At 42.9% G+C, this 26173-nt stretch carries 16 protein-coding genes, 3 tRNA genes, 3 rRNA genes, 1 pseudogene and 1 other annotated feature; of the genes and pseudogenes, 19 read left to right on the forward strand and 4 right to left on the reverse strand.

Going from position 1 to position 26173, the window contains the following annotated elements:
* The first annotated feature begins 150 nt into the window (after window positions 1–150).
* The 12 genes from dnaA (at window position 151) to rrf (ending at window position 14676) form a co-directional block, all read left to right on the forward strand.
* Entirely contained in the window at window positions 151–1491 is a 1341-nt protein-coding gene (dnaA, locus tag QR42_RS00005) for a chromosomal replication initiator protein DnaA (RefSeq protein WP_024424073.1), read from the forward strand.
* Window positions 1492–1687: 196 nt separating this feature from the next.
* Window positions 1688–2824: a DNA polymerase III subunit beta gene (gene dnaN, locus QR42_RS00010; protein ID WP_039175825.1), complete on the forward strand. Its 1137-nt coding sequence runs from the start codon at window positions 1688–1690 to the stop codon at window positions 2822–2824.
* A gap of 150 nt (window positions 2825–2974) precedes the next feature.
* Window positions 2975–3190, forward strand: a complete 216-nt coding sequence (gene yaaA, locus QR42_RS00015; protein ID WP_008360916.1) for a S4 domain-containing protein YaaA — start codon at window positions 2975–2977, stop codon at window positions 3188–3190.
* Between the two features lie 16 nt (window positions 3191–3206).
* Window positions 3207–4319, forward strand: coding sequence for a DNA replication/repair protein RecF (recF, locus tag QR42_RS00020; RefSeq protein WP_024424075.1), 1113 nt, complete (start codon window positions 3207–3209; stop codon window positions 4317–4319).
* 17 nt (window positions 4320–4336) lie between these two features.
* A complete protein-coding gene (gene remB, locus QR42_RS00025; RefSeq protein ID WP_039175827.1) occupies window positions 4337–4582 on the forward strand; it encodes an extracellular matrix regulator RemB in 246 nt (81 codons plus the stop codon).
* A gap of 57 nt (window positions 4583–4639) precedes the next feature.
* Entirely contained in the window at window positions 4640–6556 is a 1917-nt protein-coding gene (gyrB, locus tag QR42_RS00030; RefSeq protein ID WP_039182941.1) for a DNA topoisomerase (ATP-hydrolyzing) subunit B, read from the forward strand.
* 232 nt (window positions 6557–6788) lie between these two features.
* Window positions 6789–9293, forward strand: a complete 2505-nt coding sequence (gene gyrA, locus QR42_RS00035) for a DNA gyrase subunit A (protein WP_039175829.1) — start codon at window positions 6789–6791, stop codon at window positions 9291–9293.
* A 366-nt stretch (window positions 9294–9659) separates the two neighbouring features.
* Window positions 9660–11208 (forward strand): 16S ribosomal RNA (locus QR42_RS00040).
* 95 nt (window positions 11209–11303) lie between these two features.
* Window positions 11304–11380: transfer RNA gene (locus QR42_RS00045), tRNA-Ile, on the forward strand.
* 14 nt (window positions 11381–11394) lie between these two features.
* A tRNA-Ala gene (locus tag QR42_RS00050) sits at window positions 11395–11470 on the forward strand.
* Between the two features lie 98 nt (window positions 11471–11568).
* Window positions 11569–14499: ribosomal RNA gene (locus QR42_RS00055) — 23S ribosomal RNA — on the forward strand.
* A gap of 61 nt (window positions 14500–14560) precedes the next feature.
* Window positions 14561–14676: ribosomal RNA gene (rrf, locus tag QR42_RS00060) — 5S ribosomal RNA — on the forward strand.
* The 16S, 23S and 5S rRNA genes sit together here with 2 tRNA genes alongside, the layout of an rRNA operon.
* 11 nt (window positions 14677–14687) lie before the next feature.
* Here the strand turns inward: rrf and QR42_RS00065 are convergent.
* On the reverse strand, window positions 14688–15656 hold the full coding sequence (locus QR42_RS00065) for a YaaC family protein (protein ID WP_039175832.1): 969 nt from the start codon (window positions 15654–15656) through the stop codon (window positions 14688–14690).
* Window positions 15657–15777: 121 nt separating this feature from the next.
* Between QR42_RS00065 and guaB the strand changes: the two genes are divergently transcribed.
* Together guaB and QR42_RS00075 are read left to right on the forward strand one after the other, a co-directional pair.
* The gene (gene guaB, locus QR42_RS00070) at window positions 15778–17244 is read left to right on the forward strand and encodes an IMP dehydrogenase (RefSeq protein WP_024426749.1); all 1467 of its coding nucleotides are present in this window, start codon (window positions 15778–15780) and stop codon (window positions 17242–17244) included.
* A 160-nt stretch (window positions 17245–17404) separates the two neighbouring features.
* Window positions 17405–18730: a D-alanyl-D-alanine carboxypeptidase family protein gene (locus QR42_RS00075; RefSeq protein WP_039175836.1), complete on the forward strand. Its 1326-nt coding sequence runs from the start codon at window positions 17405–17407 to the stop codon at window positions 18728–18730.
* A gap of 43 nt (window positions 18731–18773) precedes the next feature.
* Here the strand turns inward: QR42_RS00075 and pdxR are convergent, their stop codons facing one another.
* A complete protein-coding gene (gene pdxR / locus QR42_RS00080; protein WP_039175838.1) occupies window positions 18774–20252 on the reverse strand; it encodes a MocR-like pyridoxine biosynthesis transcription factor PdxR in 1479 nt (492 codons plus the stop codon).
* Between the two features lie 246 nt (window positions 20253–20498).
* On the opposite strand from pdxR, the gene pdxS reads away from it, so the two are divergent.
* The 5 genes and pseudogenes from pdxS (at window position 20499) to QR42_RS00105 (ending at window position 24741) form a co-directional block, all read left to right on the forward strand.
* Complete coding sequence (gene pdxS / locus QR42_RS00085; RefSeq protein WP_039175840.1) at window positions 20499–21383, forward strand: pyridoxal 5'-phosphate synthase lyase subunit PdxS; 885 nt, start codon at window positions 20499–20501, stop codon at window positions 21381–21383.
* Window positions 21384–21403: 20 nt separating this feature from the next.
* On the forward strand, window positions 21404–21994 hold the full coding sequence (pdxT, locus tag QR42_RS00090; RefSeq protein ID WP_039175842.1) for a pyridoxal 5'-phosphate synthase glutaminase subunit PdxT: 591 nt from the start codon (window positions 21404–21406) through the stop codon (window positions 21992–21994).
* A gap of 53 nt (window positions 21995–22047) precedes the next feature.
* Window positions 22048–22264, forward strand: a binding site (T-box leader).
* Window positions 22265–22313: 49 nt separating this feature from the next.
* Window positions 22314–23588: a serine--tRNA ligase gene (gene serS, locus QR42_RS00095; protein WP_039175845.1), complete on the forward strand. Its 1275-nt coding sequence runs from the start codon at window positions 22314–22316 to the stop codon at window positions 23586–23588.
* A 596-nt stretch (window positions 23589–24184) separates the two neighbouring features.
* Window positions 24185–24520: pseudogene (locus QR42_RS19765) on the forward strand (methyl-accepting chemotaxis protein); the annotation flags it as partial.
* Window positions 24521–24648: 128 nt separating this feature from the next.
* Window positions 24649–24741 (forward strand) — tRNA-Ser (locus QR42_RS00105).
* 89 nt (window positions 24742–24830) lie between these two features.
* Here QR42_RS00105 and QR42_RS00110 read toward each other — a convergent pair.
* Together QR42_RS00110 and QR42_RS00115 are read right to left on the reverse strand one after the other, a co-directional pair.
* The gene (locus tag QR42_RS00110; protein ID WP_039175851.1) at window positions 24831–25490 is read right to left on the reverse strand and encodes a deoxynucleoside kinase; all 660 of its coding nucleotides are present in this window, start codon (window positions 25488–25490) and stop codon (window positions 24831–24833) included.
* On the reverse strand, window positions 25487–26110 hold the full coding sequence (locus QR42_RS00115; RefSeq protein ID WP_039175853.1) for a deoxynucleoside kinase: 624 nt from the start codon (window positions 26108–26110) through the stop codon (window positions 25487–25489). Before QR42_RS00115 ends, QR42_RS00110 begins: the two co-directional genes overlap by 4 nt.
* Window positions 26111–26173 lie beyond the last annotated feature (63 nt).

Raw genomic sequence — 26173 nt, forward strand, 5'->3', positions numbered from 1 at the left:
TGTAATTTGTCGAAAAGACGTTTTTCTACTATATTAATTGTTTTCAACAATGTATGTGCACGAATGGTGATGACCATTTGGTCTTTTTCGTGTTCTATAACAGTTTGATACTGGTCATTTTAATAAAGAAAAGGAGGGGGGAGAGGCCTTATGGAAAATATTTTGGATCTGTGGAATAAAGCACTTCAAAAAATAGAGACAAAATTGAGCAAACCCAGTTTTGAGACATGGATGAAATCGACAAAAGCCCATTCTCTTCAGGGAGATACGCTTACAATTACGGCACCAAATGAATTTGCTAGAGATTGGCTCGAGTCAAGATATCTTCACTTAATTGCTGATACCATCTATGAACTAACAGGTGAAGAGCTCAGCATTAAATTTATTATTCCTCAAAATCAGGACGAAGAGGAAGCCATGCCAAAGTCTCCAATCAAAAAAATGTCTAAAGAAGAGCCTGTTGACATTCCACAAAATATGCTGAATCCAAAATATACATTTGATACTTTTGTTATTGGTTCAGGCAACCGTTTTGCTCATGCCGCTTCACTTGCAGTCGCGGAAGCACCAGCAAAAGCATATAACCCGCTTTTTATTTATGGGGGCGTTGGTTTAGGAAAGACTCACTTGATGCATGCGATTGGTCATTATGTAATCGACCATAATCCATCAGCCAAAGTGGTCTATCTATCATCTGAAAAATTTACTAATGAATTTATCAACTCAATCCGAGATAACAAAGCTGTCGACTTCCGTAACCGTTATCGGAATGTAGACGTGCTTTTGATAGATGATATTCAATTTTTAGCAGGAAAAGAACAAACTCAAGAAGAGTTTTTCCATACATTCAACACACTTCACGAAGAAAGTAAGCAAATCGTCATTTCTAGTGATCGGCCTCCGAAAGAAATTCCGACACTTGAAGACAGATTGCGCTCTCGATTTGAATGGGGCTTAATTACAGACATTACCCCGCCAGATCTAGAAACACGTATCGCAATTCTGCGCAAAAAAGCAAAAGCAGAAGGCTTAGATATTCCAAATGAAGTCATGCTTTATATTGCCAATCAAATCGACAGCAATATTCGTGAGCTGGAGGGTGCTTTAATTCGTGTCGTTGCTTACTCATCTTTAATTAATAAAGACATTAACGCAGATCTAGCGGCTGAGGCACTAAAGGACATCATTCCTTCATCGAAGCCAAAGGTCATTACAATTAAAGATATTCAAAGAATCGTAGGGCAGCAATTTAATATTCGATTAGAGGATTTCAAAGCGAAGAAACGTACGAAGTCAGTTGCTTATCCAAGACAAATTGCCATGTACCTCTCTAGAGAAATGACCGATTCCTCTCTGCCTAAAATCGGAGAAGAATTTGGCGGTCGTGATCATACGACTGTCATTCATGCTCATGAGAAGATTTCGAAATTAATCGTTGAAGATGAACAGCTTCAGCAGCATGTCAAAGAGATCAAAGAACAATTAAAATAACCAAGCTGATATAATGAGTACGGGAAAATGTGAATAACTAGAGCATAGTCATACACAGTCTGTCCACATGTGGATAGGCTGTCTTTCCTTTCTTTTTCTCGACTTATCCACATATTCACAAGCCCTACTATTACTTCTACGATTTTTATTAATAAAATATATATACATGTCATTAAGAAAATTTAGGAGGACCACTATGAAATTCACGATTCAAAAAGATCGTCTTGTCCAAAGTGTCCAAGATGTATTAAAGGCCGTATCCTCTAGAACAACGATTCCTATTTTGACAGGGATTAAAATTGTTGCGTCTGATGAAGGGGTTTCTCTAACAGGAAGCGATTCTGATATCTCAATTGAATCTTTCATTCCTCAAAGAGATGGAGATTTAGAGGTTATCACCATTGATCGTCCGGGAAGTATTGTGCTTCAAGCCCGCTTCTTTAGTGAAATTGTAAAGAAACTGCCTATGGCTACTGTCGAAATTGAAGTAGAACAAAATCACCTGACCATCATCCGCTCTGGCTCAGCAGAATTTAACTTAAACGGCTTAGATGCTGAAGAATATCCGCATCTTCCACAAATTGAAGAGCATCATGCATTTCAAATTCCGACAGATCTGCTTAAAAACTTGATTCGTCAAACTGTTTTTGCAGTGTCCACCTCAGAAACACGACCTATCTTGACAGGTGTAAACTGGAAAGTTGAAAAAGGTGAATTAATATGCACGGCGACGGATAGCCACCGTCTTGCTTTAAGAAAAGCGAAGTTAGATATTAACGAGGAAAGTTCGTATAATGTCGTCATTCCAGGGAAGAGTTTAACAGAGCTAAGTAAAATTCTTGATGATGGACAAGATCTTGTGAGCATCGTCATTACAGAAACACAAGTTCTTTTTAAAGCACAAAACGTCTTGTTCTTCTCAAGATTGCTGGATGGTAATTATCCAGATACAGCTCGTCTGATCCCGCAAGAAAGTAAAACGGATGTCGTGGTCAACACGAAAGAGTTCCTTCAAGCTATTGATCGTGCATCACTTTTGGCAAGAGAAGGACGTAATAATGTCGTGAAACTGTCGGCTGATCCTGAACAAAGCCTTGAAATCTCTTCTAATTCACCTGAGATCGGTAAAGTGGTGGAGACGGTTCAAGCAGATGATATTAAAGGGGAAGATCTTAAAATCTCCTTCAGTCCAAAATATATGCTGGATGCGTTAAAAGTATTAGAGGGAACCGATATTCATGTAAGCTTCACTGGTGCAATGAGACCGTTCCTGCTGCGTACGCCGAATGATGATTCTATCCTGCAATTGATTCTTCCGGTAAGAACGTATTAATTCAATCTAAAATGGCTGCTGTGTGAGTGCACAGCAGCTTTTCTTCTCGTTTTCCATGCTTTCTTTCATCCCAGTTCGCTTTCCCCCTTTCCTTCTTGTCTTGTTTTTTAGTACAATTAGATATTAGTGATATTGAAAGAGGTCGATACAATGCCTAATCTTATAACCATTGAAACAGAAATGATTACATTAGGGCAGTTTTTGAAATTAGCCGAAGTCATCCAATCTGGCGGAATGGCGAAATGGTTTTTAAGTGAACATGAGGTGTTCATTAATCAAGAGCCAGATAATAGACGGGGACGCAAACTATACCCAGGAGATGTTGTCGAGATTGAAGGTTACGGCACATTTCAAGTTGTGAATTAGAAACGGGTGACAATACATGTACATTCAAAGTCTGGCGTTAACTTCATACCGAAATTATGAACACACCGAGCTTCAATTCGACAATAAGGTGAATGTCATGATCGGTGAGAATGCCCAAGGTAAAACGAACTTGATGGAAGCGATCTATGTATTGTCGATGGCAAAGTCTCATCGTACGTCAAATGATAAAGAACTTATCCGATGGGACCAAGACTATGCTAAAATAGAAGGTAGAGTCATTAAAAAAAATGGTCCACTCCCAATGCAGCTCGTGATCTCAAAAAAAGGGAAAAAGGGTAAGGTCAATCACATTGAACAACAGAAGCTCAGTCATTATGTTGGTGCGTTAAACACCATCATGTTTGCGCCAGAGGACTTAAGTCTTGTGAAGGGCAGCCCGCAAATCCGCAGAAGATTCCTCGACATGGAGATTGGACAAGTTTCTGCTGTCTACTTGCATGATTTATCGCTCTATCAAAAAATCCTCTCTCAGCGTAATCATTACTTGAAACAATTGCAGACAAGAAAGCAAACGGATCAAGCGATGCTGGAGATTTTAACAGAGCAGTTGATTGATGCGGCAGCGAAAGTTGTCAAAAGACGACTGACTTTTACGAAACAGCTCGAAAAATGGGCGCAGCCGCTGCATTTTGGGATTTCTAGAGAGCTAGAAACACTCACGCTCCAATACCAGACGGCAATAGAGGTATCAGAAGCGTCAGACTTGTCGAAAATAAAGAATAGCTATGAAGAATCGTTTCAGAAACTAAGAGAGAGAGAAATAGACCGAGGGGTGACACTGTGGGGACCTCACAGAGATGACCTGCTTTTCTTTGTAAATGGTCGGGATGTTCAGACATATGGCTCTCAAGGGCAGCAAAGAACAACAGCTCTTTCACTAAAGCTGGCAGAAATTGATCTGATACATGAAGAAATCGGAGAATATCCTATTCTTCTACTTGATGATGTGTTATCTGAACTTGATGATTACAGACAGTCTCATTTGCTCCATACCATTCAGGGACGTGTCCAGACCTTCGTCACCACAACAAGTGTTGAAGGTATCGATCACGCTACCCTGAAAGAAGCGGAAATTTTCAGAGTAGCCAGTGGAAAAGTAATTGACTGATAAATGAGGTGTGAGTCTTGTATATTCATTTAGGTGATGATTGTGTTGTTTCTACACGAGAGATTGTCGCAATTGTTGATTACAAAATGAGGTCGTCTTCTGTTGTAGAAGAGTTTCTACAAAAACAAGAGAAACAGATCATTTCGTTATCCCAAGGGACACCCAAATCCATTGTCGTCACAACTGAATCTGTTTATTACTCTCCTCTTTCCTCAAGCACGCTCAAAAAACGTGCTTCGTTTGTGATTGAAATTGAAGTCTAAAAGCTCAATTCATATAAATATATCGTTTAAGAAAAGTGTAGGTGAATGTACGTGGCAATGGAACAGCAACATAATAGTTATGATGAAAATCAGATACAGGTGCTTGAAGGACTAGAAGCTGTTAGAAAACGTCCAGGAATGTACATTGGGTCAACCAATGCAAAAGGACTTCACCATCTTGTATGGGAAATTGTCGACAACAGTATTGATGAGGCATTAGCTGGTTATTGTACAGACATTACAGTGCAAATTGAAAAAGATAACAGCATTACAGTAAAAGATAATGGCCGCGGGATTCCTGTTGGGATTCATGAGAAAATGGGGCGTCCTGCCGTAGAGGTCATTATGACTGTTCTTCACGCTGGTGGTAAATTCGACGGCAGCGGTTATAAAGTATCAGGCGGTCTGCATGGTGTAGGGGCATCTGTTGTAAATGCATTATCTACTACCTTAGACGTGACTGTATACCGTGACGGAAAAATTCATTATCAGCAGTTCAAACGCGGCGTTCCAGTGGGAGATTTAGAGGTTATTGGTGAAACAGATGTAACCGGGACAACCACTCACTTTGTGCCAGACCCAGAAATTTTCAATGAAACCATTGAATTTGATTATGATACACTTGCCAACCGTGTACGTGAGTTAGCTTTCTTAACAAAAGGTGTAAACATCATCATTGAAGACTTGCGTGAAGGCAAAGAGCGGAGAAATGAATACTGCTACGAAGGCGGTATTAAGAGTTATGTAGAACATTTAAACCGCTCAAAAGAAGTTGTTCACGAAGAACCTGTTTATATCGAAGGTGAGAAAGACGGAATCACGGTTGAAGTGGCATTACAATACAACGATTCCTATACAAGCAATATCTATTCCTTCGCCAACAATATCAATACGTATGAAGGCGGAACACACGAAGCTGGCTTTAAAACCGGTCTAACGCGTGTCATCAATGATTATGCTCGTAAAAATGGCGTATTCAAAGATGGGGATGCGAATTTGAGCGGTGAAGATGTGCGAGAAGGCTTAACAGCCATTATCTCCATCAAACATCCAGACCCTCAATTCGAAGGACAAACGAAGACAAAGCTTGGGAACTCAGAAGCGAGAACCATCACTGACTCCCTTTTCTCTGAAGCACTTGAGAAATTCTTGCTTGAAAATCCTGATTCTGCGAAGAAAATTGTGGAAAAGGGACTGATGGCGGCTCGTGCAAGAATGGCGGCCAAAAAGGCTCGTGAGCTGACAAGACGTAAAAGTGCGCTGGAAGTCTCCAGCTTACCTGGGAAACTGGCAGACTGTTCTTCTAAAGATCCTTCCATCTCTGAACTCTATATTGTAGAGGGAGATTCTGCGGGCGGGTCTGCTAAACAAGGCCGTGATCGTCACTTCCAAGCGATTTTACCGTTAAGAGGGAAAATCCTAAACGTAGAAAAAGCTCGTTTAGATAAAATTTTATCGAACAACGAGGTTCGTTCAATGATTACAGCGTTAGGAACTGGAATCGGAGAAGACTTTACTTTAGAGAAAGCACGCTATCACAAAATTGTGATCATGACAGATGCCGATGTGGATGGTGCACATATTCGAACGCTGCTCTTAACATTCTTCTATCGCTACATGCGTGAAATTATTGAAAACGGTTATGTGTATATTGCGCAGCCGCCTTTATATAAAGTGCAGCAAGGAAAACGTGTGGAGTACGTGTATAACGATAAACAGCTGGATGAGCTGTTAAAATCACTTCCTCAAACACCAAAGCCTGGACTTCAGCGTTATAAAGGTCTTGGAGAAATGAATGCTGCTCAGCTTTGGGAAACAACAATGGACCCTGATGCGAGAACACTTCTTCAAGTCACACTTGAGGATGCGATCGATGCTGATGAGACATTTGAAATGCTGATGGGAGATAAAGTAGAGCCGAGACGAAACTTTATCGAAGAAAATGCACAATACGTGAAAAACCTTGATATTTAGATAGATCCCTCCTGAGAACAACCTTATTTCTTGTTTGGAATAAGGTTGTTTTTCAAGAAATAGGGGCGTGTAACGAATGTCCTGGTTTTCCGTGTTTTCGTTGATTTTCTAGTAAATAAATGTGTATAAAGCCGAGATTATTGATATAATGGAGAATAGTCTTGTGAAGATAAATACATATTTTACTCCCACATAATTTATTTCATGTGATACGTAAAGGGAGGTTCTTATAGTGAGTGAACAACATACACCAAATGTACGCGAAGTAAATATTAGTCAAGAAATGCGTACGTCCTTTTTAGATTATGCAATGAGTGTTATTGTTTCGCGTGCATTACCAGATGTGCGAGATGGATTGAAGCCCGTGCATCGAAGAATTTTGTATGCGATGAATGACCTAGGTATGACAAGTGATAAACCATTTAAGAAATCTGCACGTATCGTTGGGGAAGTTATCGGTAAGTACCACCCTCACGGTGACAGCGCTGTATACGAAGCGATGGTTCGGATGGCGCAAGATTTCAACTATCGTAATATGCTGGTTGAAGGTCATGGAAACTTTGGTTCTGTCGATGGAGACGGTGCAGCGGCAATGCGTTATACTGAGGCGCGTCTATCTAAAATTTCAATGGAAATCCTGCGTGATATCACCAAGGATACGATTGATTATCAAGATAACTACGATGGCAGTGAAAGAGAACCAATCGTTATGCCTGCTCGATTCCCGAACTTATTAGTCAACGGGGCAACAGGTATCGCTGTAGGAATGGCCACCAACATTCCCCCTCACCAGCTAGGTGAAGTGATTGATGGGGTACTTGCGATTAGTCAAAACCCAGAAATGACAACACAGGAACTAATGGAGATCATTCCAGGGCCAGATTTCCCAACCGCGGGACAAATCATAGGCCGAAGCGGAATTCGCAAAGCATATGAAACAGGCCGGGGCTCTATTACATTACGTGCAAATTCTATTATCGAAGAAACATCCAGCGGTAAGCAGCGGATTGTCATCAATGAAATTCCATATCAGGTCAACAAAGCCCGTTTGATCGAAAAAATCGCTGATCTTGTGCGCGATAAAAAGATTGATGGCATTACAGATCTGCGTGACGAGTCTGATCGTAATGGAATGCGGATTGTAATTGAACTGCGAAGAGACGCGAACGCCCACGTTCTATTAAACAATCTTTATAAACAAACGACACTCCAAACGTCATTTGGGATCAACTTATTGGCACTAGTTGATGGACAGCCGAAAGTCTTGTCCCTCAAACAATGTCTTGAATATTATCTAGAGCATCAAAAAGTGATCATTCGCAGAAGAACAGCATATGAACTTCGTAAAGCTGAAGCAAGAGCTCATATTCTAGAAGGTTTAAGAATCGCTCTTGACCATTTAGATGAAGTCATTGCATTAATTAGAAGCTCTCAAACTGCTGAAATTGCGAGAAATGGCTTAATGGAGAACTATAGCTTGTCCGAAAAACAAGCACAGGCCATTCTTGATATGCGTCTTCAGCGCTTAACTGGTTTGGAAAGAGAAAAGATAGAAGAAGAATACAAAGGACTTGTTGATTTGATTGCTGAGTTGAAAGCCATTTTAGCAGACAATGAGAAAGTTCTTGAAATCATTAGAGAAGAATTAACAGAAATCAAAGAACGTTTCAATGATACGCGCCGTACTGAAATTGTGACGGCAGGTATTGAAACAATTGAAGACGAAGATTTGATCCCTGTTGAGAATATTGTGATTACGCTGACTCATAATGGTTATATCAAGCGTCTGCCTGCATCAACATACCGCAGCCAAAAAAGAGGCGGTAAAGGTGTTCAGGGCATGGGAACCAATGAGGATGATTTCGTAGAACAGCTGATTTCAACATCTACCCATGATACGATCCTCTTCTTCTCTAATAAAGGGAAGGTCTATCGTGCGAAGGGATATGAAATTCCTGAATTCGGACGAACGGCGAAAGGGATTCCGATTATTAACCTGCTTGAAGTAGAAAAGGGAGAGTGGATTAATGCCATTATTCCAGTAAGCGAATTTGATGAAGATTCGTATCTCTTCTTTACAACAAGACACGGCGTATCAAAACGAACATCATTATCTCAGTTTGCCAACATTCGAAACAATGGACTTATCGCATTAAGTCTTCGTGACGAAGATGAACTGATGGCTGTCCGTTTAACCAATGGAGAAAAACAAATCATCATTGGTACGAAAAAAGGTATGCTGATTCGTTTTGACGAGACAGACGTTCGTGAAATGGGACGTACGGCGGCTGGCGTGAAAGGAATTACGCTTTCAGAGGATGACATCGTCGTTGGGATGGAAATCCTTGAGCCAGATGCAAACGTATTGATCGTAACCGAAAAAGGATATGGTAAGTTAACACCTGAAAAAGAATACCGTGTTCAAAGCCGGGGCGGTAAAGGTCTTAAAACATGTAAAATCACTGATAACAATGGTCCGCTTGTCGCAGTGAAGGCAACAAATGCTGAAGCTGAAGAGGACTTGATGATTATTACAGGAAGCGGCGTGATCATTCGTATGGCCGTTTCAGACATTTCAACAACAGGTCGAGTCACTCAAGGTGTCCGCCTGATTCGTCTTGGTGATGATGAACATGTCGCTACAGTGGCATTAGTTGAACAATCACAAGAAGATGATGAAGAGAATAGTGAAGAAAACGTAGAAACTATAGAGTCAGATCAAGAGCAATCTGAGTAAAAATAAAGCCGGTTCTTCACCGGCTTTATTTTTTTCTAAAAAAACATGAGTTTTTTTGAAATTTATAATGCTTTTTTCATAGATATGTGTTAATCTTTCAAAGGAGCAAAAAGAGGCTCTATTTTTTATCTCTTCTACAGTGGAAACTTCTTAAAAAAATAAAATGTTTTTTAAGAAAAATGTTGACTGTTGATAGAGATATATGATATATTTAAGTGGTCGCTTTGAGAGAGTGACACACAAGTTCTTTGAAAACTAAACAAGACAAAACGTACCTGTTAATTCGAGTTTTTATAAAAAAATCCTATGATACTTCATAGGTAGTCAGTCAAACGCTGACGAAAAACAAAACTTCGGTTTTGTACTTTTTCGGAGAGTTTGATCCTGGCTCAGGACGAACGCTGGCGGCGTGCCTAATACATGCAAGTCGAGCGGACAGAAGGGAGCTTGCTCCCGGATGTTAGCGGCGGACGGGTGAGTAACACGTGGGTAACCTGCCTGTAAGACTGGGATAACTCCGGGAAACCGGAGCTAATACCGGATAGTTCCTTGAACCGCATGGTTCAAGGATGAAAGACGGTTTCGGCTGTCACTTACAGATGGACCCGCGGCGCATTAGCTAGTTGGTGGGGTAATGGCTCACCAAGGCGACGATGCGTAGCCGACCTGAGAGGGTGATCGGCCACACTGGGACTGAGACACGGCCCAGACTCCTACGGGAGGCAGCAGTAGGGAATCTTCCGCAATGGACGAAAGTCTGACGGAGCAACGCCGCGTGAGTGATGAAGGTTTTCGGATCGTAAAGCTCTGTTGTTAGGGAAGAACAAGTGCGAGAGTAACTGCTCGCACCTTGACGGTACCTAACCAGAAAGCCACGGCTAACTACGTGCCAGCAGCCGCGGTAATACGTAGGTGGCAAGCGTTGTCCGGAATTATTGGGCGTAAAGGGCTCGCAGGCGGTTTCTTAAGTCTGATGTGAAAGCCCCCGGCTCAACCGGGGAGGGTCATTGGAAACTGGGAAACTTGAGTGCAGAAGAGGAGAGTGGAATTCCACGTGTAGCGGTGAAATGCGTAGAGATGTGGAGGAACACCAGTGGCGAAGGCGACTCTCTGGTCTGTAACTGACGCTGAGGAGCGAAAGCGTGGGGAGCGAACAGGATTAGATACCCTGGTAGTCCACGCCGTAAACGATGAGTGCTAAGTGTTAGGGGGTTTCCGCCCCTTAGTGCTGCAGCTAACGCATTAAGCACTCCGCCTGGGGAGTACGGTCGCAAGACTGAAACTCAAAGGAATTGACGGGGGCCCGCACAAGCGGTGGAGCATGTGGTTTAATTCGAAGCAACGCGAAGAACCTTACCAGGTCTTGACATCCTCTGACAACCCTAGAGATAGGGCTTTCCCTTCGGGGACAGAGTGACAGGTGGTGCATGGTTGTCGTCAGCTCGTGTCGTGAGATGTTGGGTTAAGTCCCGCAACGAGCGCAACCCTTGATCTTAGTTGCCAGCATTTAGTTGGGCACTCTAAGGTGACTGCCGGTGACAAACCGGAGGAAGGTGGGGATGACGTCAAATCATCATGCCCCTTATGACCTGGGCTACACACGTGCTACAATGGACAGAACAAAGGGCTGCAAGACCGCAAGGTTTAGCCAATCCCATAAATCTGTTCTCAGTTCGGATCGCAGTCTGCAACTCGACTGCGTGAAGCTGGAATCGCTAGTAATCGCGGATCAGCATGCCGCGGTGAATACGTTCCCGGGCCTTGTACACACCGCCCGTCACACCACGAGAGTTTGCAACACCCGAAGTCGGTGAGGTAACCTTTATGGAGCCAGCCGCCGAAGGTGGGGCAGATGATTGGGGTGAAGTCGTAACAAGGTAGCCGTATCGGAAGGTGCGGCTGGATCACCTCCTTTCTAAGGATATATGGAGCAGCGTGCGTTTTCGTCTTGTTTAGTTTTGAAGGAACTTGCAAAAGATCCTACAACATCATATCTTCGATATGAAAGATGGGCCTGTAGCTCAGCTGGTTAGAGCGCACGCCTGATAAGCGTGAGGTCGGTGGTTCGAGTCCACTCAGGCCCACCATCTTCTATTAAATCGGGGCCTTAGCTCAGCTGGGAGAGCGCCTGCCTTGCACGCAGGAGGTCAGCGGTTCGATCCCGCTAGGCTCCACCAACGTGTTCTTTGAAAACTAGATAACAATAAGTAATACATTCACATTGAATGCAATGCAAAGTTCATCACACATAGTGATTCTTTCTAAAGTAAGAAATGGTTAAGTTAGAAAGGGCGCACGGTGGATGCCTTGGCACTAGGAGCCGATGAAGGACGGGACGAACACCGATATGCTTCGGGGAGCTGTAAGCAAGCTTTGATCCGGAGATTTCCGAATGGGGAAACCCACTGCTCGTAATGGAGTAGTATCCATACTTGAATACATAGAGTATGAGAAGGCATACCCGGGGAACTGAAACATCTAAGTACCCGGAGGAAGAGAAAGCAAATGCGATTCCCTGAGTAGCGGCGAGCGAAACGGGAACAGCCCAAACCAAGAGGCTTGCCTCTTGGGGTTGTAGGACACTCTATACGGAGTTACAAAGGAACGATATAAGCGAAGAGGTCTGGAAAGGCCCGCCAAAGAAGGTAACAGCCCTGTAACTGAAATGTTGTTCTCTCCAGAGTGGATCCTGAGTACGGCGGAACACGTGAAATTCCGTCGGAATCCGGGAGGACCATCTCCCAAGGCTAAATACTCCCTAGTGACCGATAGTGAACCAGTACCGTGAGGGAAAGGTGAAAAGCACCCCGGAAGGGGAGTGAAATAGATCCTGAAACCGTGTGCCTACAAGTAGTCAGAGCCCGTTAACGGGTGATGGCGTGCCTTTTGTAGAATGAACCGGCGAGTTACGATCCCGTGCAAGGTTAAGCAGAAGATGCGGAGCCGCAGCGAAAGCGAGTCTGAATAGGGCGCATGAGTACGTGGTCGTAGACCCGAAACCAGGTGATCTACCCATGTCCAGGGTGAAGTTCAGGTAACACTGAATGGAGGCCCGAACCCACGCACGTTGAAAAGTGCGGGGATGAGGTGTGGGTAGGGGTGAAATGCCAATCGAACCTGGAGATAGCTGGTTCTCTCCGAAATAGCTTTAGGGCTAGCCTCAAGGTAAGAGTCTCGGAGGTAGAGCACTGATTGGACTAGGGGCCCCTACCGGGTTACCGAATTCAGTCAAACTCCGAATGCCGATGACTTATCCTTGGGAGTCAGACTGCGAGTGATAAGATCCGTAGTCGAAAGGGAAACAGCCCAGACCGCCAGCTAAGGTCCCAAAGTATACGTTAAGTGGAAAAGGATGTGGAGTTGCTTAGACAACCAGGATGTTGGCTTAGAAGCAGCCACCATTTAAAGAGTGCGTAATAGCTCACTGGTCGAGTGACTCTGCGCCGAAAATGTACCGGGGCTAAACGTATCACCGAAGCTGCGGACTGTTCTTACGAACAGTGGTAGGAGAGCGTTCTAAGGGCTGTGAAGCCAGACCGGAAGGACTGGTGGAGCGCTTAGAAGTGAGAATGCCGGTATGAGTAGCGAAAGACGGGTGAGAATCCCGTCCACCGAATGCCTAAGGTTTCCTGAGGAAGGCTCGTCCGCTCAGGGTTAGTCGGGACCTAAGCCGAGGCCGAAAGGCGTAGGCGATGGACAACAGGTTGATATTCCTGTACCACCTCCTCACCATTTGAGCAATGGGGGGACGCAGGAGGATAGGGTAAGCGCGGTATTGGATATCCGCGTCCAAGCAGTTAGGCTGGGAAATAGGCAAATCCGTTTCCCATAAAGGCTGAGCTGTGATGGCGAGCGAAATTTAGTAGCGAAGTTCCTGATTCCACACTGCCAAGAAAAGCCTCTAGCGAGGTGAGAGGTGCCCGTACCGCAAACCGACACAGGTAGGCGAGGAGAGAATCCTAAGGTGATCGAGAGAACTCTCGTTAAGGAACTCGGCAAAATGACCCCGTAACTTCGGGAGAAGGGGTGCTTCTTAGGGTGTTAAAGCCCCGAGAAGCCGCAGTGAATAGGCCCAGGCGACTGTTTAGCAAAAACACAGGTCTCTGCGAAGCCGTAAGGCGAAGTATAGGGGCTGACGCCTGCCCGGTGCTGGAAGGTTAAGAGGAGCGCTTAGCGTAAGCGAAGGTGCGAATTGAAGCCCCAGTAAACGGCGGCCGTAACTATAACGGTCCTAAGGTAGCGAAATTCCTTGTCGGGTAAGTTCCGACCCGCACGAAAGGCGCAACGATCTGGGCACTGTCTCAACGAGAGACTCGGTGAAATTATAGTACCTGTGAAGATGCAGGTTACCCGCGACAGGACGGAAAGACCCCGTGGAGCTTTACTGCAGCCTGATATTGAATGTTGGTACAGCTTGTACAGGATAGGTAGGAGCCTTGGAAACCGGAGCGCTAGCTTCGGTGGAGGCATCGGTGGGATACTACCCTGGCTGTATTGACCTTCTAACCCGCTGCCCTTATCGGGCAGGGAGACAGTGTCAGGTGGGCAGTTTGACTGGGGCGGTCGCCTCCTAAAATGTAACGGAGGCGCCCAAAGGTTCCCTCAGAATGGTTGGAAATCATTCGCAGAGTGTAAAGGCACAAGGGAGCTTGACTGCGAGACCTACAAGTCGAGCAGGGACGAAAGTCGGGCTTAGTGATCCGGTGGTTCCGCATGGAAGGGCCATCGCTCAACGGATAAAAGCTACCCCGGGGATAACAGGCTTATCTCCCCCAAGAGTCCACATCGACGGGGAGGTTTGGCACCTCGATGTCGGCTCATCGCATCCTGGGGCTGTAGTCGGTCCCAAGGGTTGGGCTGTTCGCCCATTAAAGCGGTACGCGAGCTGGGTTCAGAACGTCGTGAGACAGTTCGGTCCCTATCCGTCGCGGGCGCAGGAAATTTGAGAGGAGCTGTCCTTAGTACGAGAGGACCGGGATGGACGCACCGCTGGTGTACCAGTTGTTCTGCCAAGGGCATCGCTGGGTAGCTATGTGCGGACGGGATAAGTGCTGAAAGCATCTAAGCATGAAGCCCCCCTCAAGATGAGATTTCCCATTCCGCAAGGAAGTAAGATCCCTGAAAGATGATCAGGTTGATAGGTCTGAGGTGGAAGCGTGGTGACACGTGGAGCTGACAGATACTAATAGATCGAGGACTTAACCTATATTCTAATGTGAAACATGAACATTGTTATCTAGTTTTGAGAGAACATTCTCTCCATCAGGTTTGGTGGCGATAGCGAAGAGGTCACACCCGTTCCCATACCGAACACGGAAGTTAAGCTCTTCAGCGCCGATGGTAGTTGGGGGTTTCCCCCTGTGAGAGTAGGACGCCGCCAAGCTTCTATCAGGATCAGTTCCATTTGGAACTGGTCTTTTTTGTTTTTTCTTCTAACAGCATCATGATGTAAGCTGGGAACTTCTCTTCTGCAATCTCCATGTAGCGTTCAATCATGACGTAATCGTCGCTAATGTATTGAGACAGCAGCTCGTACCACCATTCTGTTTCGTAGCGGGCAATCATACTAAGGTTATACATCAATAAGTAATGGCTGATGATCTCAGGAATCCCTAGAAAAGCATCTCGTGTTGACGGTATAAACCATTGATCCATTTCTAAATCATAATGAAGATGAGTAGCGAGTGCTGGGTTTTCTTCAAGAAATACATCAAACGTCAATTTCTTAGCCTCTCTCTGTTTGAGTTTCCAGCTTGTATGGAACTCAAAGTATTCAATAAAGCGTTCAGCAGACATGTTATAAAGTAATGGAATATGATCTTGAATCATCATTCCATTCGCCTTTTCCACTTTAACTAATGTCGCGGGCTGCTTTTGAAACTCAAGAATATGACTCATTTCAGGTATTTTGGACAGGAGATGGATCATTGTAAATCGCTCATCTTCAAGACCCTTTAAATGAAATAGATGCTTTAACACATGCATACATAGCCCGTTTCTTTGGATTTTCACTTCATCTTCGCTAAAGCGGTAATGCTGTTTCTTTCTCTTTCTCGATGTTACGCCATGGGCTAAAACAGAGGTTTGAGAAGGATAATGGGGATCAACTGTCAGCAAACATGCTTTTAATAGCTGTGCCATTCCATAAAACAATAAAATGGGTTTAAGTTCTAAAGGTGCATTCGCAGCCTGTTCATAAAACGTATGGCCATGTTTTAGAAAGTAAATAAATCGTTCACAGTTTTTATAGGCTTGCTGATTTGCATCTGGAATGTTCCGTTTCTCATATTGTTGAAATAGAAACTTTTGGGAAGTTTCTAGCGAGTAAAAACGTTTTAAATCCTTCCATCCTGAACTTTTCATCTTCTTCCTCAACTCTCTTTATATTTTCTAAAAATTGCAACTGTTTGTTGCTTCCTTGACATGCTGTTTGCTAGTTGATAATCTACATATAATATTTTGCCGAAAAGAGGGGGATTTACTAATGTGGGAAAGTAAATTTTCAAAAGAAGGTTTGACGTTTGACGATGTTTTGCTTGTTCCAGCAAAGTCTGAAGTACTTCCGCGTGATGTCGATTTATCAGTGGAGCTAACAAGTACATTAAAGCTAAACATTCCAATTATCAGTGCTGGAATGGATACAGTGACGGAATCACAAATGGCGATTGCAATGGCACGTCAAGGTGGTCTTGGTATTATTCATAAGAACATGTCCATTGAACAGCAAGCAGAACAGGTGGATAAAGTAAAACGTTCAGAGCGCGGCGTTATTACAAATCCATTCTTCTTAACACCAGAGCATCAAGTATTTGATGCAGAGCATTTAATGGGTAAATACCGTATTTCAGGTGTGCCGATTGTCAACAACGAACAAGACCAAAAGCTTGTTGGTATTATTACGAACCGTGACCTTCGTTTTATTTCGGATTATTCAATGAAGATTAGCGACGTGATGACAAAAGAGGAACTTGTGACAGCTTCTGTTGGTACAACGTTAGAAGAAGCTGAAAAAATCCTACAGCAATACAAGATTGAAAAATTACCTCTTTTAGATGACGAAGGAACGTTAAAAGGTCTTATCACAATCAAAGATATTGAAAAAGTGATTGAATTCCCTAACTCCTCTAAAGATGCACATGGCCGTTTAATTGTTGGTGCCGCTGTTGGTGTCACTGGCGATACAATGACACGTGTGAAAAAATTAGTCGAAGCCAATGTGGATGTTATTGTCATTGATACAGCACACGGTCATTCTCAAGGTGTTCTAAACACTGTATCGAAAATCCGTGAAACGTATCCTTCTCTTAACATCATTGCTGGTAATGTTGCAACGGCTGAAGCAACAAAAGCATTGTTTGAAGCAGGAGCAGATATTGTGAAAGTCGGTATCGGACCAGGATCTATTTGTACAACACGTGTTGTTGCAGGTGTTGGTGTACCACAAATCACAGCGATCTATGACTGTGCAACAGAAGCAAGAAAACATGGTAAAGCTATTATTGCAGATGGTGGAATTAAATATTCAGGTGATATCGTGAAAGCACTAGCATCTGGCGGACATGCTGTTATGCTGGGAAGCCTTCTAGCTGGTACATCTGAAAGCCCAGGAGAAACAGAAATTTTCCAAGGTAGACGCTTCAAAGTTTATCGTGGTATGGGTTCTGTTGCTGCAATGGAAAAAGGAAGTAAAGATCGTTACTTCCAAGAAGATAATAAAAAATTCGTTCCTGAAGGAATCGAAGGTCGTACACCATACAAAGGGCCAGTCGTTGATACAGTGTATCAACTAGTTGGTGGTATCCGTTCTGGTATGGGCTATTGTGGAACACAGGATTTACGCACTCTTAGAGAAGAAGCACAGTTTATTCGTATGACAGGTGCAGGACTTCGTGAGAGTCATCCACATGATGTACAAATTACGAAAGAATCACCAAACTACACAATTTCTTGATAAATTGTGACAATCAAATTACATTTGACAGGGTCTATGACTCTGTCTATTTTTTTTGTCTTTATTGTGATAAAATTTATACTGTTGTGTTGAAATAAGCCCTTGTGGATTACATATATATGAAAAACGTCGAAAAAAGATGAATACGGAGGTATGACGATTGAACAGCAAGATGTTGAAACAGCTTATGGTCTCTATCCTTGCATTGGCATTGATTGTTACAGCATTTACACCAATGTCCAAAGCAAAGGCTGCTGAAGATCCATTCAGTGTGAATGCGAAAGCAGCGATCCTTATTGAAGCTTCTACAGGTAAAATTCTTTATAGTAAAAACGCAGATCAAAGACTGCCTATTGCAAGTATGGCAAAAATGATGACCGAGTATCTATTACTAGAGGCGATTGCTGAAGGTAAAGTGAAATGGGATCAAAAGTATACGCCAGATGATTATGTATACGAAATTTCTCAGGACCGCAGTTTATCTAACGTTCCTTTGAGAAAAGATGGTTCGTATACAGTAAAAGAACTTTATCAAGCAACGGCTATTTATTCGGCAAATGCAGCAGCGATCGGTTTAGCAGAAGTGATCGCTGGATCAGAATCGAAGTTTGTTGAAAAAATGAACGCAAAAGCAAAAGAACTTGGTTTAACAAACTACAAATTCGTGAATGCAACTGGTCTTGAAAATAAAGACTTACATGGGCAACAGCCAAAAGGTACAGGTCCTGATGAAGAAAGTGAAGTATCGGCAAAAGATATGGCATTGCTTGCACAGCATCTCATCAAAGACCATCCAGAAATTCTTGAAACAGCAAGTATTGCGAAAACGAAGTTCAGAGAAGGCACTGACGATGAAATGGACATGCCTAACTGGAACTTCATGCTTAAAGGACTTGTGAAGGAATATAAAGGTGTAGACGGTCTGAAAACAGGATCAACAGATTCAGCCGGTTCTAGCTTCACAGGTACGGCAAAACAAGGTGACATGCGCGTCATTGCCGTCATCCTAAATGCAAAAGGTAATCTTCATACAGCACGTTTCGACGTGGCGAAAAAACTGTTCGACTATGCGTTTAAAAACTTCACGATGAAAGAAATGTACAAAAAAGGTCAACAAATCAAAGGACATGAAAACATCGCAGTTGATAAAGGCAAAGATAAAGAAGTACCTGTTGTGACGAAAGAAGCATTTTCTGTGCCAGTAAAAAATGGTGACGAAAAGAGCTATAAAGCAAAAGTAAATATCGAGAAAAAGAACCTAGAAGCTCCTATTAAAAAAGGAACGAAGGTTGGCATGCTGACGACTTCTTATTCTGGTGATGAGAAGGACTACGGCTATTTAAATAAAGACCAATCTGGTGTTGAGCTTGTGACGAAAACAGGCGATGAAAAAGCAAACTGGTTCATCCTAGCAATGCGCGGTGTAGGTGGATTCTTCGCTGGCATTTGGGGCGGAATCGTTGACACAGTAAAAGGTTGGTTCTAATAAAAAAAACTGCTCTCTATACATGAGAGCAGTTTTTTTATCGTTAAAAGAAGAGCGATTGCTTCTGATTTTGAGGAGTGGATAAAGCTTGCTGAAAAATATCACATAACTTTTCCACGCCTTCGGTCAGTGCTTTTTCATTCACATAGGAAAAGCTGAGGCGGATATAATTCTGCTTCGGCTCACCAGGGTAGCAGACAGAGCCAGGCAGAAAGGTGATTTGCTGCTTACGTGCCTCATGCAACAGTGCTCGTGTATCGACCCAGGAAGGAAAGCTAAGCCATAAATTGAGCCCGCCCTGTGGAATTTGCCACGTTACATCTTTCGGTGCGTGTTTCGTTAACACATCCATCATCAAATCGCGTCTCACTTTCAAGGCGGTTCTTAGCTTCTTCGTATGATCAATCATTTTCTTCGATGTCAGAAACGGCAATATGGCCTTTTGTGTGAGGAGAGGGCTGCCTAAGTCATTATTGGCCTTTGCAGCTAATAAACGGTTAAATATCGAGCCTGAGGCTGTGATAATCCCGATTCTGCATCCTGGCGCCAGTGTTTTACTTAATCCTCGTAAATAAATGACGTGTCCATCATGATCCAAGCTTTTAATAGGTGCTGGCGGCTTCTTTTCAAAATAAAGCTCACGATAAGGGTCATCTTCTACAATGAGACAATCAATGCTTTGAGCCAGTAAGAGAAGCTGTTTTCTACGCTTCATCGACATACTGGCCCCTGTTGGACTGTGGAAAGTAGGAATCGTATAGATGAGTTTCGGTTTATATTTATCACAAATGCTTTGAAGCTGTTTCATGTTCATCCCTTCATGATCGACAGGGACAGTAATGATTCTTGCTCCTCTGCCCATAAAGACATCAATGGCTCCGGGGTATGTCGGTGCTTCCATGACCACCACATCATCCGGCCCAATAAACGTACGTGCCACCAAATCAAGCCCTTGCTGAGAACCACTTGTTACTAGGATATTTTCAGGTGTAGACGGCACATCCAACTTTTCTAAAAATGATTGAATGACTTGTCGCAGCTGAAGGTCACCTTGTATCTCACCATACTTCGACATGATTTGGGGATGCCTGGCTAGTACATGCTGCATCTCTTTTTCTAAATACCGGTTGGGCAAAAGCCCTGGATCGATCATAGAGGAAGAAAGGTTAATGGCTTCTTCGACATAGTGATACTGAGCGAATTGAGACCGTGGTAAATAATCTGGAATCGACAACTGCCAATCGAAAGAAGTAGATGATGGAACCGGAATCTCTGCCTGCTCTTGCTGCTCATCCACAAAAGTTCCTTTACCTTGCACCGTCTTTAAATATCCGTCATCCTTTAATCGGGTGTATGCCTTTGCTGCCGTGACAAGACTCACATTGAGCTGCTTAGCTAAATCACGTACAGTTGGCAGCTTTTCTCCTTGCTGAAGCAAACCTGATTGAATGTGGTCAATGATTGAAAAGTAAATTTGATTTGAAAGAGATGTATCAGAGTGTCGATGGATATCAATATGCATGAAACCCCTCCATAGAATGCAACATTGTTATACATGAATTTTAATTGTTATAGTTGCATTATAGCATGTAAATCACACTTGAAAGAGAAAATGACATGTTTTTAGCTGGAAACCCTTTATATACAAGGGTTTATTCTTTTTTATCGGCTGTTTGAATTGTTATACTATTCTCTTTATTGTTATACTTTCTCGCTTGTATGATAAAGATGTTGAATGAATCGAATAGACAAATGGGAGGAAACTATTGTGAGCAATAAGGGAACTGAACGAGTGAAACGTGGAATGGCAGAAATGCAAAAGGGTGGCGTCATTATGGATGTCGTCAATGCGGAGCAGGCAAAAATTGCAGAAGAAGCAGGTGCGGTGGCAGTCATGGCACTAGAACGAGTACCAGCTGATATCCGTGCAGCAGGCGGTGTTGCCCGTATGGCAGACCCAAGAATCGTAGAGGAAGTACAAAATGCCGTAACGATTCCAGTCATGGCAAAAGCACGTATCGGCCACATCGTCGAGGCTCGTGTTCTTGAAGCACTTGGTGTTGATTATATCGATGAGAGTGAAGTGCTGACGCCCGCAGATGAAGAATTCCATTTAAATAAAAATGAATACACAGTACCTTTTGTCTGTGGATGCCGCGACTTAGGTGAGGCAACCCGCCGTATCGCAGAAGGCGCTTCTATGCTTCGTACAAAAGGAGAGCCTGGGACAGGCAACATTGTAGAAGCTGTTCGTCATATGAGAAAGGTCAATGCTCAGATTCGTAAAGTATCAGCCATGAGTGAAGATGAACTGATGACAGAAGCCAAGAATCTTGGCGCGCCTTATGAATTATTGCTGCAAATCAAAAGAGATGGCAAGCTGCCAGTTGTGAACTTTGCAGCTGGAGGCGTTGCAACACCAGCAGATGCTGCGTTAATGATGCAGCTTGGAGCAGACGGTGTATTTGTCGGATCTGGTATCTTCAAATCAGACAATCCAGCTAAATTCGCAAAAGCGATTGTTGAAGCAACAACTCATTACACTGATTATCGTCTCATTGCAGAACTTTCAAAAGAGCTTGGAACAGCTATGAAAGGAATTGAAATTTCAAATCTACTGCCAGAAGAACGTATGCAAGAGCGTGGCTGGTAATTAAGGGAGCGCAAACGAACATGCTGACAATTGGTGTACTAGGGCTTCAAGGAGCGGTGAGAGAGCATATTCAATCGATTGAAGCCTGTGGAGCAGAAGGAAAGATCATCAAACGAGTAGAAGAGCTAGAATCCGTTGATGGTTTGATTATCCCTGGTGGAGAAAGTACGACGATGAGAAGACTCATGGATACGTACCAATTCATTGATCCGATCAAAGCGTTCGCTGCTCAAGGGAAACCGATTTTCGGTACATGTGCCGGTTTGATTATGCTGGCAAAGCATATCGAGGATCGAGAAGATGCTCATCTTGGATTGTTAAATGTATCTGTTGCTCGGAACTCTTTTGGCAGACAGGTAGACAGCTTTGAAGCAGATTTAGAAGTAAAAGGGCTGGATGCACCGTTTACAGGGGTGTTCATCCGTGCGCCTCATATCATCAGCGCAGATGATCACGTAGAAATTATGGCTGAATATGATGGCAGGATTGTGATGGCGAAAGAAAACAATATCCTAGGCTGCTCTTTTCATCCAGAGCTGACAGACGATCACCGGTTAACGCAGCTGTTTGTTGATATGGTGAAGTCCTACAAAACGAAGCTTGCTGTATAAAACGGTTGAAAAGAGATAAAACTTATAGTACATTAAAAACACAATCAAAGATCGAAAAAGCGTTGACGGGAAATAGTAAGAAGCCCCTCTTTCTCAGAGAGCCGATGGTTGGTGAGAATCGGTGAAAGATGCATTCTGAATCCATCCTTGAGCGAAATGCTGAAACAAGAGAAGTAAGCATTTACGGTGATACCGTTACAGAGGAAAGAGGAAAGCATGCTTCTGCATGTTTTCAATCAGGGTGGCAACGCGAGAGCTCTCGTCCCTTTCATGGGATGAGGGCTCTTTTTATTTTTCGATAAAAAAAGGAGTGTTATACATGCTGGATATTAAACAACTGCGCACGGACTTTGATCAAATCAAAGAAAAATTAGCACACCGAGGCGAAGATTTAGCGGATTTTGATAAGTTTGGTGAGCTAGATCAAAAAAGAAGAGAATTAATCGGGAAAACAGAAGAATTAAAGAGCCGAAGAAATGAAGTATCACAGCAAGTAGCTGTTCTAAAAAGAGAAAAGAAAGACGCCGATCACATTATTCAAGAAATGCGTGAGGTAGGAGATGAGATCAAGAAGCTGGATGATGAGCTAAGAACAGTAGAAGAAAGCCTGCAGCACATCCTGTTCTCAATTCCAAATATCCCTCATGACTCTGTACCAGTTGGTGAAACAGAAGACGACAACGTGGAAGTGAGAAAATGGGGCGAACAGCCAGCCTTCTCATTTGAACCAAAACCACATTGGGACGTAGCTGATGAGCTCAACATCCTTGATTTTGAACGTGCAGGAAAAGTGACAGGAAGCCGTTTCGTTTTTTATAAAGGGCTTGGCGCGCGCTTAGAGCGCGCATTGTATAATTTTATGCTTGATTTACATGTGGACGAGTTTGGTTTTACTGAAGTGCTTCCACCTTATATGGTCAACAGAGCGAGCATGACAGGAACTGGTCAGCTTCCAAAATTCGAAGAGGATGCCTTTAAAATTCGCGAAGAAGATTACTTCCTCATTCCAACAGCCGAAGTCCCGATTACCAACATGCATCGTGACGAAATCCTCGATGGTGAACAGCTGCCAATTAACTATGCAGCATTCAGTGCTTGCTTCAGATCAGAAGCTGGATCTGCCGGCAGAGATACACGTGGACTTATCCGTCAGCATCAATTTAACAAAGTAGAGCTCGTGAAATTTGTCAGACCAGAAGATTCTTATGAAGAATTAGAGAAATTAACAAATCAAGCAGAAAAAGTGCTTCAGCTATTGAACCTGCCATACCGTGTCATGAGCATGTGTACGGGAGATTTAGGCTTCACAGCTGCAAAGAAATACGATATCGAAGTATGGATTCCGAGCCAGAATACGTACCGTGAAATTTCTTCTTGCAGTAACTTCGAAGCATTCCAAGCAAGACGCGCAAACATTCGTTTCCGTCCGGAGCCTAAAGCGAAGCCAGAACATGTCCACACATTAAATGGATCTGGATTAGCGGTAGGAAGAACCGTAGCGGCTATTTTAGAAAACTATCAACAAGAGGATGGAACAGTAATCATTCCTGAAGTGCTGCGTCCTTACATGGGAAATAAAGAAGTGATGAAATAAGATGCCGCCAAGGCATCTTATTCTTTTTACCAAAAGTCCTACAGTTTTCCTGAATTTAGCCGATAAAAAGAGTAAAAGCTTCTAGGAAAGAAGGAATAATCTTGAATAGGCTTGACTATTATGTTGAAATGGCTCAATTACTTAGAAAGGTACTAGATGAAAGTATTCTTTTCGGTATCACGGATACAGAGAAGGTACTTTGTTATTACCCGTCTAACACAATAGATTTTGGTATGAAAGTTGGGGACCCATTGAACCCAGAAGACCAAAATGTGGCGACGACATTAAGAGGACAAGAATATGACGGTTACTTACCAGAAACACTATATGGTTATGAAGTTGCTGTAAAAGGTTACCCGATTTTTGATGAAGATAGAAAAGTAATTGGCTCTTTTTTAGTGGCATTTACATATCATCGTGAAAAAAAATTAAGCGGTTATATGGAGCAAATCAATAAAGTAGCGAAAGAACTCCAAGGTGGAATTGAGCAAATTGCTGCACATTCACAAGAGCTGGCTGCCACAAGTTTAGAAATAAGCGAACAGGCAGGAAGAGCGGAAGAGAAATCTGCGAATATTGAAGAAGTCGTAAAAACCATTGGCGGGATTGCCAGACAAACAAATCTGCTAGGTTTAAATGCTGCAATTGAAGCCGCAAGAGCAGGTGAGAATGGAAAAGGGTTCGCTGTCGTGGCTGATGAAGTGCGTAAATTATCAGATGGCTCGAAGGAAGCGGCTGAAACCATTAATACATTTTTAAAAGAAATCCAAGACAGCATTGGCACTTTGTCTGAAAACATCTCACAAATCAGCAGCTCAACAAATGAACAAGCCGAACAAGTGACAGACTTTACGAAGATTATCGAATCATTAAATGAGTTTAAAGTAGAGATGAATCAGTTTATTGAAGAAATGAGACAGGATACGAAATAGATCAAGAGCAGCCATCAATGGCTGCTTTTTTATAGGCAAATATCATGCCGAAATCACAAATTGAAATTTTTTTCGAAAAGATGTTGACTTCAAATAAAATGATATGGTATATTAATTCTTGTCGATACGGAGGAATACCCAAGTCCGGCTGAAGGGATCGGTCTTGAAAACCGACAGGGGTGTCAAAGCCCGCGGGGGTTCGAATCCCTCTTCCTCCGCCATATTGATTTTTTACCTTAGTTGAATTAAACGCAAGCATAAAAATTGGAAATTGTCAAACCGCTGCATTTCGCGAATGCAGCGGTTTTTTTTATTTTGTTTTAGAGCGATTTTTTTGAATAACAGAAGCTATTTCATGAAGAATGGGATCAAGTGAACTTTCATCATGAAGTAGGTCGTAATCTTCAATATTAATTTTAATCACTGGGCATAAATCAAATTGTTCGATCCACTCTGTGTATCGAGTGTACATTTCTTCCCAATAAGCACGGTCAGTTTGAGTTTCCATTTCTCTGCCGCGTTCTTCAATACGATGTAAAATATGATCTAAATCCCCGTGCAGATAGATGAGGACATCAGGGTGAGGGAAGTAAGGTGTCATCACCATCGCCTCAAATAGGCTTGTATATGTTTCATAATCGACCTCAGACATCGTACCTTTGTCCGCATGCATTTTTGCAAAAATGCCAGTGTCCTCATAAATGGAACGATCTTGTACATATCCTCCGCCAGATTCAAAAATCCGCTTTTGCTCCTTAAAACGCTCAGCCAGGAAATAGACCTGTAAGTGGAAGCTCCATCTTTGGAAATCTGAATAAAAAGGCTCTAAATATGGGTTATCATCTACTTTTTCAAGAGACGTTTGAAACCCTAGCTTGTCTGCTATTGTTTTGGTCATAGTGGATTTGCCGACACCAACAGTCCCGGCAATTGTGATGACTGCGTCCTTTGGTATTTCGATCTTGTTCATAGCACTTGCTCCTTTATGTTCTGTACAATTTGCTGGTAATCTTGCTGTGAGGAAACGAAGTCTGTATGATCTCCTTCAATTGTAATGATAGGAAGCCCTGGCTCAGTCTGTTTTAAATGTTCAATGGCTAGCTCATAATCTTCAATGAGTGTTTTTAAATAAGCTGGGTCAATGTCTTCTTCAAAAGAGCGTCCTCTCATCTGTATTCTTTCAAGTAAGGTGGGAAGGCTGGCTTTTATATAGATCATGGCATTTGGTTTAGGAAGATCATCTGTTAGCAGGTGATAGATCTTTCTGTATTTATCCATGTGCTTTTTTGATAATGTTCTTTCTGCAAATATCATATTTTTATAGACATGATAATCAGTGACAACCGGCTGCTGTTTATTCACATAGTTTTCTTCAATTAATTCTAACTGTTTGAACCGATTGCATAAAAAGAACATCTCAAGCTGAAAGCTCCATTGTTCCATATCTTCATAAAATTTATCTAAGAATGGATTTTCTTCTACAATCTCTTTTACTAAAGGAAATTGAAATTCCTTTGCAAGCATTGTAGCCAAAGTTGTTTTTCCGGCTCCAATTGGGCCTTCCACTGCAATAAAAGGGGCAGGATACATAGGCGTTCTCCTCTATCTATAAAGTTAAAGTTGTCAAACCAATGTATATTGTACCATACCCCT

Source organism: Bacillus sp. WP8 (assembly GCF_000800825.1).
Classification (GTDB): Bacteria; Bacillota; Bacilli; order Bacillales; family Bacillaceae; genus Bacillus; species Bacillus safensis.